Origin of the sequence: Sphaerotilus sp., assembly GCF_041083715.1 — a bacterium.
Taxonomy (GTDB): Bacteria; Pseudomonadota; Gammaproteobacteria; order Burkholderiales; family Burkholderiaceae_C; genus Sphaerotilus.
In genome coordinates this window covers 1-11,501 of record NZ_JBFPGY010000098.1, presented here as the reverse complement: position 1 = coordinate 11,501, position 11,501 = coordinate 1, and the positions used below count along the sequence as shown (strand labels likewise).

At 69.1% G+C, this 11,501-nt stretch carries 13 protein-coding genes and 1 pseudogene; 13 read left to right on the top strand and 1 reads right to left on the bottom strand.

Annotation, left to right across the window (positions count from 1 at the left end; translation table 11 throughout):
* On the top strand, window positions 1-587 hold a 587-nt coding region (locus AB3X43_RS04785; RefSeq protein WP_369428731.1), incomplete at its 5' end, for a phosphopantothenoylcysteine decarboxylase domain-containing protein.
* 31 nt (window positions 588-618) lie between these two features.
* Window positions 619-1,008 (top strand): DUF2946 family protein, encoded by a 390-nt coding sequence (locus AB3X43_RS04780; RefSeq protein ID WP_369428730.1) that lies wholly within the window; start codon window positions 619-621, stop codon window positions 1,006-1,008.
* Window positions 1,009-1,036: 28 nt separating this feature from the next.
* Here the strand turns inward: AB3X43_RS04780 and AB3X43_RS04775 are convergent, their stop codons facing one another.
* The gene (locus tag AB3X43_RS04775; RefSeq protein WP_369428729.1) at window positions 1,037-1,573 is read right to left on the bottom strand and encodes a copper chaperone PCu(A)C; all 537 of its coding nucleotides are present in this window, start codon (window positions 1,571-1,573) and stop codon (window positions 1,037-1,039) included.
* A 99-nt stretch (window positions 1,574-1,672) separates the two neighbouring features.
* Here AB3X43_RS04775 and AB3X43_RS04770 point away from each other — a divergent pair, with 99 nt between their 5' ends.
* The 11 genes and pseudogenes from AB3X43_RS04770 to AB3X43_RS04720 all read left to right on the top strand — a co-directional run.
* Window positions 1,673-2,062 carry a hypothetical protein gene (locus tag AB3X43_RS04770; protein ID WP_369428728.1) on the top strand — a complete coding sequence of 130 codons (390 nt, stop codon included), beginning with the start codon at window positions 1,673-1,675 and terminating at the stop codon, window positions 2,060-2,062.
* A gap of 320 nt (window positions 2,063-2,382) precedes the next feature.
* Window positions 2,383-2,649: a hypothetical protein gene (locus AB3X43_RS04765; protein WP_369428727.1), complete on the top strand. Its 267-nt coding sequence runs from the start codon at window positions 2,383-2,385 to the stop codon at window positions 2,647-2,649.
* A 48-nt stretch (window positions 2,650-2,697) separates the two neighbouring features.
* Window positions 2,698-3,717: an MbnP family copper-binding protein gene (locus AB3X43_RS04760; RefSeq protein WP_369428726.1), complete on the top strand. Its 1,020-nt coding sequence runs from the start codon at window positions 2,698-2,700 to the stop codon at window positions 3,715-3,717.
* 19 nt (window positions 3,718-3,736) lie between these two features.
* On the top strand, window positions 3,737-4,930 hold the full coding sequence (locus tag AB3X43_RS04755) for an MbnH family di-heme enzyme (protein WP_369428725.1): 1,194 nt from the start codon (window positions 3,737-3,739) through the stop codon (window positions 4,928-4,930).
* Window positions 4,931-4,938: 8 nt separating this feature from the next.
* A complete protein-coding gene (locus AB3X43_RS04750) occupies window positions 4,939-6,186 on the top strand; it encodes a hypothetical protein (protein WP_369428724.1) in 1,248 nt (415 codons plus the stop codon).
* A gap of 36 nt (window positions 6,187-6,222) precedes the next feature.
* The gene (locus tag AB3X43_RS04745) at window positions 6,223-6,702 is read left to right on the top strand and encodes a copper uptake system-associated protein (RefSeq protein ID WP_369428723.1); all 480 of its coding nucleotides are present in this window, start codon (window positions 6,223-6,225) and stop codon (window positions 6,700-6,702) included.
* 60 nt (window positions 6,703-6,762) lie between these two features.
* Window positions 6,763-7,446 carry a Crp/Fnr family transcriptional regulator gene (locus AB3X43_RS04740; protein WP_369428722.1) on the top strand — a complete coding sequence of 228 codons (684 nt, stop codon included), beginning with the start codon at window positions 6,763-6,765 and terminating at the stop codon, window positions 7,444-7,446.
* Between the two features lie 35 nt (window positions 7,447-7,481).
* Window positions 7,482-9,620 (top strand): TonB-dependent siderophore receptor, encoded by a 2,139-nt coding sequence (locus tag AB3X43_RS04735; RefSeq protein WP_369428721.1) that lies wholly within the window; start codon window positions 7,482-7,484, stop codon window positions 9,618-9,620.
* Between the two features lie 13 nt (window positions 9,621-9,633).
* A complete protein-coding gene (locus AB3X43_RS04730) occupies window positions 9,634-10,515 on the top strand; it encodes a DJ-1/PfpI family protein (RefSeq protein WP_369428720.1) in 882 nt (293 codons plus the stop codon).
* 71 nt (window positions 10,516-10,586) lie between these two features.
* Entirely contained in the window at window positions 10,587-11,063 is a 477-nt protein-coding gene (locus AB3X43_RS04725; RefSeq protein WP_369428719.1) for a copper chaperone PCu(A)C, read from the top strand.
* Between the two features lie 83 nt (window positions 11,064-11,146).
* A pseudogene (locus AB3X43_RS04720) lies at window positions 11,147-11,501 on the top strand (MotA/TolQ/ExbB proton channel family protein); the annotation flags it as partial.

The window sequence follows — 11,501 nt, the reverse complement described above, 5'->3', positions numbered from 1 at the left end:
CGAACCTGTCGAGCGGCAAGATGGGGTTCTCGCTGGCCCGCGCGGCCCGCGAGGCTGGTGCGGATGTCACGCTGGTGGCCGGCCCGGTCCATCTGGACACGCCGCGCGGCGTGCGCCGCATCGACGTACGCTCGGCGCAGCAGATGCACGACGCGGTGCTGCCGGCCGCGCCGCTGCACGATCTCTTCATCGCCACCGCGGCGGTGGCCGACTGGCGTCCGGCCAGCCTGTCCGCGCACAAGATCAAGAAGGACGGCAAGAAGATCGCGCCGACCTTCGAACTCAGCGAGAACCCCGACATCCTTGCCGCCGTCGCGGCCTTGCCGGACCGGCCCTACTGCGTCGGCTTCGCGGCCGAAAGCGAGAGGCTCGAACACCACGCCCGCGAGAAGCTGCTGCGCAAGAACGTGCCGCTGATCGTCGGCAACCTTGGCCCGGCGACGTTCGGCCGCGACGACAACGCGCTGCTGCTGGTCGATGCGGACGGCGCCCGCGCGCTGCCTGAAGACGGCAGCCGCTGCGACAAGCAGGAGCTGGCCCGGGCGCTGGTGCAGGACATCGCGTGGCGCCTGCCTGCCCGCGTTTGAATCCAGGGGCGCATCCCGGTACAGTCTCGTGATGTCCCTCGGTCGCCGTTCTCTGATGCGCCTGGTCTGGATGGCCTTGCTGGCCGTCCTGATGGTGGCCGTCGCTCCGACGGTGTCGCGCCTGCTGGGCGCGGTAGATCCTGCGCGGGCGGCGGTGCTGGCCGAGATCTGCTCGGTCGGCATGATATCGGTGGCAGCCCCCGCATCGGATGCGCCTGATCCGGAATTCACCGGGGACGGCGCCCATTGCCCGATGTGCCTGTCCGCGGCCGTGGCCTTCGCCTGGCCCGAGCCTGATCGCCGGCCAGACCATGCGCCCGCTGCGCAACACCTGCGGCCCGCCACGGAGCCGCTGTACTTGCCCGGCCCGGCCCCGGTCTGGCGCTCGGCGCCTCCTCGCGCCCCTCCCGCGCAAGCCTGATTTGGCCCGCCGCCGAGGCGGTCGACGGTCAGTGCTGGTGGCCGCTGTCGCGTGCTGCTTCGCGCGGCTGCTGCACCCAGACCGTGACCTCCCGCTCGCCGCCGCGCTCGAAGCGCAGGGTCAGCGCGAAGCGGTCTCCCACCACCAGCGGTGACTTCAGGTCGATGAGCATCAGGTGGTACTGACCACCGTGCCGAAACGGCAGTTCGCCGCCGGCTGGCAAGGCCACGGAGTCCAGTGACCCCATGCGCATGACCTCGCCGTCCATGACCATCCGGTGAATTTCGACAGAGCCCGCTGCCGGGGTGCGCGCGCTGACCAGGCGATCTGCACTGTGCCCCGTGTTGCGCAGGCCGCGGAAGTAGACCGCGCCGGTGCGGGCGCCCGGCAGCGAGGGCGTGGCATACGGGTGGTCGATGACGATGTCGCCGGCTTTGAAGTCATGGGCCAGCACGACGCAGGGCGCGGCAAGTGCCAGGGTCAGTGCAGTCGTCAGGCAATGGCGGCGCAAGGGCTGGAAAAACGTCTTCATCGGTGGAGTCCGGTTGAGGGTGGGTTGCAGCATGTTCAATCAAGTGTTGTCTTTTGTTGTTTAACAGTCAATATGATCAATAAAATTCAATATATGTTGCCATCGTTTTCTGAGTGATCGGATAATTCCGGAATGACTGCGCTTCGACGCTCACTGGCACGACTGACCCGGATGGCCTGCTGGCTGTTCCTGGTCGCGGCGTGTCTGCCGACGTTGTCGCGGTTGATCGCTGCGGCCGACCCGGTGCGCGCGGCGATGCTGGCCGAGGTCTGTGCGGTCACTGTGGCGAGTGCGCCCATTGATAGCGACGGACAGCCTCTGGCGGGCGATGTCATGGGTGGCGCGCACTGCGCGGCCTGTCTGACCCCGGTGCTGTTGGCCGATTGGCCGGCGCCTGACCGCCGGGCTGACTTCGATCGGCCGGTGCTGCGCCTGCGTCCGGTCATCGAGCCCTTGCAGGCACCGCAACCCGCGCCTGCCGGCCCCCCGATTCCCCCCCGAGCCCCGCCGCGGACGGCCTGAGAACCGCAGCACCGCCCCGCTGTGGGCGTGCGGTGTGCTGTCGCCGTGCGTGCAGCCGGACTGGTTCCGCTGTCCGCCGACCGTCCCCTGACTGTCGCCCTGACCGTCTTGCTCTCGGGTTTTCCAATGCCTTCCGTTGTCTCGCTGATGCGATGGATGACGCACCTGAACGTGGGTGCCTTCCTCGCCACCCTGGCCTGGCTGTGCTGGATGCACAGCATGCTGTCCAGTGCCTCGCCACGACCGATCGCCTCCCCGGCCCCGCTGACCCTGGTGGCCTGTCCTGCTCCCGGGACATGTGCCGCGCCGGAGGTGCGTCGATGATCCAGAACGTCAAGCTGTTCGTGGCCGCACACGTGGTGGCTGCCGTGGCCCTGTATGCACTGGCGCTGTACATCGGTGGCGGCTGGGCCGATGCGCCGACCTTGCCGCTGAGCGGTACGGCCACACGCTTCGCCTCACGCCCGTCCCCTGCGCTGTTCGGCGCGCCACGTCCGGTCGATCCGGCGGTCGAGGCGCGACTGCCTCGCCATGAACTCGAACTGCGCTCTGCCAGCCAAGACCTGCCCGCGCCCTGGGCGCGGTGAGTCGCGCTCGACATTCTGTCCAACCCCTCCCTGTCCGATCCCCTGGAGATGACCATGTCTGTTTTTTCTTCTGCCCGTTTCCCGCTGGCCCTGATGGCCGCTGCCGCACTGACCGCCTGCGGCGGCGGTGAAGACGCCACGACCACCACCCCGACCGCCACCACGCAGAGCGTGTCCATCGACTTCGCCGCCACCGTTGGCAACTCGGTGCTGAACATCGGCACCTGCGCCGACACGCAGGTCAACGGCATTGCCACGCGCGGCGGCGCGGCGGTCAACGCCAAGCTCACCGACCTGCGCTTCTACGTCTCGAACGTGAAGCTGCTGAAGGCGGACGGCACCGCCGTGGCCGTCACGCTCGACGAAAGCACCTGGCAGGCCAACTCGGGCACCGACTCGGTGGCGCTGATCGACTTCGAGGATGGCACCTGCGTCAACGGCGGCGCCACCGGCGGCACCAACACCAAGCTCACCGGCAACGTCGCCAGCGGCACCTACGTCGGCGTGTCCTTCGTGCTGGGCGTGCCCGAGTCGCTCAACCACGTCAACCCGGCGCTGTCCACCACGCCCAAGCCGATCGACGCCAGCGTGCCCGGCATGCTCTGGTCCTGGCAGTCGGGCCGCAAGTTCATGAAGATCGAACTCAGCCCGGAGAATGCCACCACAGCCGGCACCTACACCGGCGGCGTGCAGACCATCACCGCCGCAGGCGCGCAGGCCACGACGACGACCGCCGGCGTCACCACCAACGTCGCCAACACCAGCACCTTCGTCTACCACCTTGGCAACACCGGCTGCGTGGCGGATGCGGCGGCCACGGCCACGGGCGGCTACACCTGCAGCACGAACAACCAGGTGCCGGTGACGATCGCCGCGTTCAATCCGACCAGCCAGCGCATCACGATGGACCTGCAGGCGCTGTTCGCCGGCAACAACGCGACGCAGAACACCGTCAGCACCGCCGCGGGCTGCATGTCGGCCGCGGACGATCCGCAGTGCCCGGCGATGTTCACCGCGCTGACCGGCGCCAAGTCGGGCGGCACCATCTTCCGCGCCATCGCCAAGTGATCCGCGGAGCGACTGCACCATGACCTTCGCAAGCCGCCCGCTGAACCGACTGAAGGTGGCTTGCGTGCTCCCTGTCACCGTGACGCTGGTCCTTGTGGCCAGCCTGTTCGGCTGTGGCGGGGGTGGCACGCAGGCCATCGACACGGGACTGAGTACCACGTCCTGGACCTGGCGCCTGCCGGCCGGGTTTCCCGTGCCCGTGGTGCCGGACAACAACCCGATGAGCGACGCCAAGGTCGAGCTGGGTCGCTTCCTGTTCCACGACAAGCGCCTGTCGGGCAATGGCACCCAGGCCTGCGCCAGTTGTCACCTGCAGTCGCTCGCCTTCACCGATGGCCGGGCCACCTCGCTCGGCTCCACCGGCGAGGCCCACCCGCGCAACGCGCAACCGCTCGCCAACGTCGCCTACAACGCCACGCTGACCTGGGCCAACTTCTCGCTCATCGACCTGGAGCAGCAGGCGCTCGCCCCGTTGTTCGGCGACAACCCGGTCGAGATGGGCGTCAACGACCGCAACCAGGCCGCGGTGCTGGCCCGCATCAGCGCTGACGCCGATTACCCTGCCCGTTTCGCCAGCGTCTACGCCGGCCAGACCCAGCCGATCACCTGGGAAAACATCATCAAGTCGATCGCTGCGTTCCAGCGCTCGATCATCTCGGCCAACAGCCGCTACGACCGCGCGCAGCGGGGCGAGGTGCTGCTCACGGCGGCGGAGACCCGCGGCCTGAACCTGTTCAACGGCGAGAAGGCCGAGTGCTTCCACTGCCACGGCAGCTTCAACTTCAACGACCAGACGCGCCACCTCGGCCTGCGGCTGGTGGACACACCCTTCCACAACACGGGGCTCTACAACATCGATGGCAAGGGCGGGTTTCCGTTCCCGAACCGCGGCATCCTGGAACTCAGCGGCAAGCCCGAGGACATGGGCAAGTTCCGCGCGCAGACGCTGCGCAACGTCGCGGTGACAGCGCCCTACATGCACGACGGCAGCATCGCGACGCTGGAGGAAGTGCTCGATTTCTACGCTGCGGGCGGGCGGGTGATCACCAGTGGTCCGCACGCGGGTGATGGCCGCAACAACCCCTTCAAGAGCGATCTGGTCGCCGCGATCAGCCTGACTGCGCAGGACAAGGCCGATCTGGTGGCCTTCCTGAAGACGCTCACCGACGAGGATCTGCTGACCGATCCACGTTTTTCGAACCCGTTCCAATGAGGCCCTCCATGCACATGAAGCCTGTTCAGCGGCGTGCCGCGCACCGTGCCGTGGTGTCCGCGCTGATCGCGGCGGGTGTCCTGGGCGGCGGCGCGGCGCTGGCGCACGAAGCCGAAGAGGACACGCTGCCCGGCACCGCTGGCTGGCGCGTGAATGCGGCGGCGGCCGTTTCAGCCATCGAGGCCAGCTCGTCGTGGCCGGCACCACGCTGGTCGGGCGTGCTCGGCAGTGGGCAGGCGGCGGACGACCGGCGCGGCCTGCACGTCGAGCATGCGATGCTGGGCGGTGCGTTCCGTGCGGACACCGCCAGCGGCGTGCAGCTCGGCGCACGGCTGGCGGTGGGCTGGCACGGGCAGGGCGCGGCGCACGTCGAGACGGCCACCGGTGAAGCCCGGTACCGGCTCGGGGATGACCCGCTCAGCCTGTCGGCGGGGCGCATGGCGATGCCGATGGGCGCGGTGCTGACGGACGCCGGCCACCTTGACCGCTACGCGCAGACGCCGCTGATCCGGCGCGCGGTGTCCGATGGCGACTGGATCGACGATGGTGTTCACTTGCGCTGGCGCCGCGGCGACGGGCAGGACGACGGGTTGCAGACCGTGGGCGTCGGCCTGTGGCGGGCGAAGGCGTTTCCGGGCTCGGCGGATGCCGCGGTGGCGCCGAGCCTGCACCTGCGCGCGGGGCAGGGCGAGTGGACCGCCGACGGCTTCGCGATGCGGCTGGCACCCCGGTCGCGCGGTGCCTACGCGGCGAGTTCCACGGCCGGGCACACCCACGCGCAGCCGGACTGCGCCCGCAGCCTGGTCGGCGTCACCTGCTTCGACGGGCGCAGCGTGGTGGTCGGGGCGAGCCTGCGCTGGACGCCACACGACCTGCCGCTGATGCTGACGCTGGCCGGCTTGTCGCAGCACGAGCGCGGCACGCTGGATTCGCTGAGCGGTTCCGCCGACTACCGCGGTCGCACCACGGGCGGCTGGCTCGACGCGGTGTGGTCGCTGGATGCGCGCTGGCAACTCGGGCTGCGTGCCGAGCGACTGGTCGCCTGGCACCGCCTGGAAGGGCCGGGGGCGACTGGCGTGGCTCGGGACGCCGGCCTCGCCACGAACCAGCCGATGCACCGGCTCGCCGGTAGCCTCGCGCTGCAGTCCTCCGAGGGCTGGCGCGTGATTGCCGAAGCCGGCACCGAGCGCGGTGCCGAGCGCACCTCGCGCTGGGTCGGGCTGCGCCTGATCACGCAGGCTTCTATTCAACCCTGACCCCTTTTTTTCACCCTGTCGTTTCCGGAGATTTCCATGCTGAACCTGAACCGCTTCATGCCCGCCGCGGCCCTGATCGTCGCCTTGCTGGCCCCCGTGGCCGTCCACGCGGCCGATGACACCCAGGCCATTCGCCACGTGATGATGAAAACCTGGGACAAGCCCGAATCGCGCCTGCAGGTCGAGCCGGTGGTGCTGCGTGGCGCACACGCCGTGGCGGGCTGGACGCAGGGCGAGCGCGGCGGCCGGGCGCTGATGGCGCGCAACGGCGACGGGAGCTGGCGCGTCGTGTTGTGCGCGGGGGACGGCATCCGCCACGCACCCGCGCTGCAGGACGCCGGCCTGAGTGCCGCGGACGCGCAGGCGCTGGCCCAGGATCTGGCCGTCGCCGAAGCCAAGTTGCCCGCGGCGCAGCGCGCCAAGTTCGCCACCTTCGACGGCATCGTCCGCATGGATGCGCACGGCCAGCACCCGCCCGCCGATGACGCTGCCCACGGCCAGCACAAGACCCATTGACAGTCGCGCCAACGGTGCCACCCCGACGCTTCTGAACACGTTCATTCCGAGGATCTCGACATGATCTCGATCGCCAGCCCTGTTTCTTCTGTCCGCCACGACGATCTGCTGGCCTGGTGCGGCCCGGCGCGCGAGCGGTTCCGCCGCGGAGAGCTTGTGTTCCGGGCTGGCCGGTTCCAGTGGCCGTTCGTGATCGTGGCCGGGGCGATGCGCCTGGACCTGCCAGCGGGGGACGACAGCGCGCTGCACCTGGCGCTGCCCGGCGATCTGCTCGGCTTCGAGCAACTGATCGGCCAGCCGCAGAGCACCTGCGGCCGGGCGATCGTCGAGACGGTCATCGCGCCGCTGGGCGCGGTGCCGGAGGGCTCGCGGCAGGACCTGCTGATCCGGCAGCTCGCGGCCAGCCATCGCCGCGCCGCCGAGCAGGGGCGGCTGCGCTTCGGCCCAGCGTCCGAGCGAATCCGAGCGCTGCTGCTGATGCTGGCACAGCCTGATCACGCGCATGCGGAGCCGATGTGCTGCGAGCTGCCGCGCCTGAGCGACATCGCCGCGCTGACCGACACCGCGCCAGAGACCGCCTCGCGCGTGCTCTCCAGCCTGCGCCGCAGCGGGCTCATCGCCGCCGGTGGTGAGGACGCGCAGCGCTCGGTGCAGATCGGCCCGCTGATGCACCTGCGGGCGGGCGAGATGCCGGCCGGCATGACGCGCAGCCGCACCGGGGTCGCCCACGCTCGGGCCGCATGAATTTTTCAAACGACAACGATTCCCGAGGAGCCAAGATGATCCACCGACTGACCCCGGTCGCCCTGGCGGCGACGCTGGTGTTCCCTGCCCACGCCCAGACGGATGCGCCGGGCACCAGCCTGCCGACCGTGGTGGTGACGGGCAACCGCAGCCCCTACGTCCTGCCCGCCACCCGGTCGGCCACCCGCACCGACACCCCGGTCGAGCAGGTGCCGCAGTCGATCGTGGTGCTGCCGAAGTCGCTGATCGAGGACCAGGGCGCCCGCACGCTCACAGACGTGCTGCGCAACGCGAGCAACGTCAACGACGTGGACGAGCGCGACGCCAACAACGTGCCGTTCAAGATCCGCGGCTTCACGGCGGCAACCGTGGTGGACGGCGTGGCGATGCCGGGCTACTTCGGGACGCAGGAAAGCCTGGTGAACGTCGAGCGCATCGACATCGTCAAGGGGCCGGCGGGTGACCTGTTCGGCAGCAGCCAGGGCCTGGGCAGCTACGGCAGTCTCGGCGGCACCGTCGCCATCACCACCGCCGAGCCCGACCAGACCGTGCGCCGCCGTGTCCAGTTCCGGCTCGGGTCGCAGCGCGAGCGCGGTGTCGGCTTCGACGTCAACCAGCCGCTCGGCGCGGACTGGGCGGTTCGGTTGGTGGGCGAGGCCAGCGAGCGCGACAGCGAGACGGACCGGGTGTTCTTCCGCCGCCGCGCGCTGGCGCCCAGCCTCGCGTGGACGCCGAGTGCCGACACCAAAGTGGTGCTGAAGGGGCGCTACCTGGACAACACCACGCTCGACTACAGCGGTCTACCGGTCAACGGCACGCTCGACACCTCGACCTACACGCTGTCGCGCCGCACGATGATCGCCGCGACCGACCAGCCCGACACGACCAACACCTCGCAGGGCGTCCACCTGCACTGGATGCAGCGGCTGACCCCCGCGTGGACCTTCGACCTGACCCTGGCGCACCAGCAGGCGAAGGTGGACCAGCGCGGAAGCTGGCTCGTGGACCCCACCGGGATGATGGGCTGCTTCGGTTTCGGCACGGCCACGCCGGCCACCAACATCCTCTGCGGCGCCCGCATGTGGGACCGGTTCAAGACGACCTCGGTTTCACCGAGCCTGACCGGCCACATCGAGCACGACGGCGTCCGGCACACGCTCAGCGCCGGCCTCGACCTGGAGCGGACGAAGGACGACGCCTTCATGATCTACTCCAATCTGATGGGACCGATCGCGATGGACAACGTCAGCCTGGTCGGGCCGACCGTCTACCCGGTCTGGTCCGAGCCGCTGGAGCCGGCCACCCCTGATCAACAGAACCGCTACACGTCCCGCGTGCTCTACCTGCAGGACCAGGTGGACATCGGGGACTGGCACCTGCTGGGCAGCCTGCGCCACAGCCGCATCGACGTGACCGACATCAACCCCGCCTGGGGCGTCAGCAACGTCAGCCGCAACCACCGCACGACGCCCCGCGTCGGCGCGGTCTACGACGTGACGCCGCAGGTGTCGCTGTTCGCCGGCTATTCCGAGGGCATCAAGGTGCCGACGGTCTCCGTCTTCAGCACGCCGCCCAAGCCGGAGGAGGGGCAGCAGAAGGAGCTGGGCCTGCGCCTCAAGGATTTCAACGGTGTATCCGCGACCATCGCCGTGTTCGACCTGTCGCGCCGCAACGCCGCGGTCGGCGATCCGGCGCAACCCGGCAAGTCGATCCAGACCGGGCTGCAGCGCTCGAAGGGCGTGGACATCGACCTGCGTTGGCGCTTTGCCCGCGGCTGGACCGGGCTGGCCGCGCTCACCTCGCAGCAGGCGCGCATCGTCGAGGACACGAACACGGCGCTGGTGGACAAGTGGCTCTTCAACGTGCCGCAGAAATCGGCCCGGTTGGCGCTGCGCTATGACGCGCCGGAGGGGGCGTGGTCCGGTTTCGGTGCGGGGCTGGGGATGACCTACCGCGGCCGGCTCGCCGGGGACAACGCCAACAGCTTCTTCACGCCCGCGGCCACGGTCTGGGACGCACAGATGTCCTGGCGTACCGAAGGCGCCCGCTACGGCGTCGGGGTCGGCAACCTGTTCGACCGGCAGTTCTACAAGCCGTCTGCCTACTTCGGTGGCGGTCAGGTCACGCCCGCGCAGCGCCGCACCGTGACCGCCTCGGCCCAGTTCGATTTCTGAAGCGGGAGTGACCATGAATCGTCGACGTTTCTGGCACCTGTTGTCTTTTTCCGGCTGGTCCCTGACGAGCGTGTCCACCCGGGCCGCCGCGGGGGAGCCGACCTCGCCGCCTGCGGCCCCGGTGCCCTCCAAGGAGACCGCCGAGGCCGCCCACCTGGAGGCGATGGACCGGTACGCCGCGCTGCTCGGCGGCCCCAAGGTCAAGGTGGCGATGCTGGTCTATCCCGGCATGTTCCTGCAGGACCTGGTCGGGCCGCTGGCGGTGTTCGAGTCGCTGATGAACAAGGAGATCCACCTGGTCTGGAAGAACCTGGACCTGGTGGGCAACGAGAAGGATCCGCAGCCGCTGATCCCGGTGCGGCCGACGACCACCTTCGCGCAGTGCCCGAGCGACCTCGACGTGCTGTTCGTGCCGGGCGGCGTGCCGGGCACCTTCACGTTGATGGAAGCCCCGGAGGTGCTGCGTTTCCTGGCTGACAAGGCGCGCACGGCCCGGTTTGTCACCAGCGTCTGCACGGGCTCGCTCATCCTCGGCGCGGCGGGCCTGCTCAAAGGCTATCGGGCAACGTCCCACTGGTCCACGGTGGACGTGCTGAAAGACCTCGGCGCCATCCCGGTGCGGGAGCGGGTGGTGATCGACCGCAACCGCATCACGGGGGGCGGCGTGACGGCGGGGATCGACTTCGGGCTGACGATCGCGGCGCTGGTGACGTCGAAAGACTACGCACAGGCGATCCAGCTCTACCTCGAATACGATCCTGCGCCGCCCTTCAACGCGGGCTCGCCGGACAAAGCGCCGCCTCTTGCCCGACAGTTTTTGGTCGATATGTTCGCGGGCATGGTGGACCACGCGCGGCACACTGCGCAACGCGCCATGCAGCGGCTGGGCGGGTAGGCAAGTCGGTGGCCTGTCGGCCCCTGCGTCGCTTCACTTGCGCTGGCTTTTTTCACCTGAAGGAGATTCCCATGATGTTGTCCCGCTCGATTCTGAACGCCGCCACCTCTGTGGCACTGACCCTGGCCAGCGCCACGGCTGCCTACGCTGACGTGACCGTCATGGAGCCCTGGGTCCGCGGCACCGTGGCGAGCCAGAAATCCACCGGCGCGTTCATGCAACTGACCACCACCGAAGCGGTGCGGCTGGTCGAGGTGAAGTCCGGCGCTGCGAAGATCGTCGAGGTCCACGAGATGCGCATGGAGGGGGACCGCATGATGATGAAGGCGGTTCCAGGGATCGACGTCGTCCCGGGCCAGACGCTCGAACTCAAGCCGGGTGGATACCACGTCATGCTGATCGACGTGGTCAAGCCGCTGAACGCGGGTGACAAGGTACCGCTGACGTTGGTGCTCGAAGGCAAGGACAAGAAGCGCATCCAGGTGGAGATCAGCGCCGAGGTCCGGGCACTGAACGCCATGCCGGCGGCGCAGCAGCACCAGCATTGACCTGACCAACCCCAACCGACCGTTTCGCCGCGCGGATGCCCTATAGTCGCGCCGGTTTCGTATAGCACTCTGGAGAGCATTCGGTGGACGCAAGCAACCCCTACGGCCTCGCCGCCCTCTGGTCCGGCTCGGACCTCGTCGCCAAGACCGTGCTGCTGATCCTTGTGGTCATGTCGGCGGGGAGCTGGTATCTGCTCATCGTCAAGTGGATCGAGCAGCAGCGCATGCTGACCCAGGCCAAGGCGACCGAGGGCTTCTGGACCGCGGCCAGTGTCGCGCAGGGCGTGGACACGCTCGCCACCGGCAGCCCATTCCGCTTCATCGCCCAGGCGGGCGCGGATGCCTCGGTCAAGCACGCCGGACTGCTCGGCCAGATCGACCTGAACACCTGGATCACGATGTCGATCCAGCGCGCCATCGAGCGGGTGCAGGGCCGGC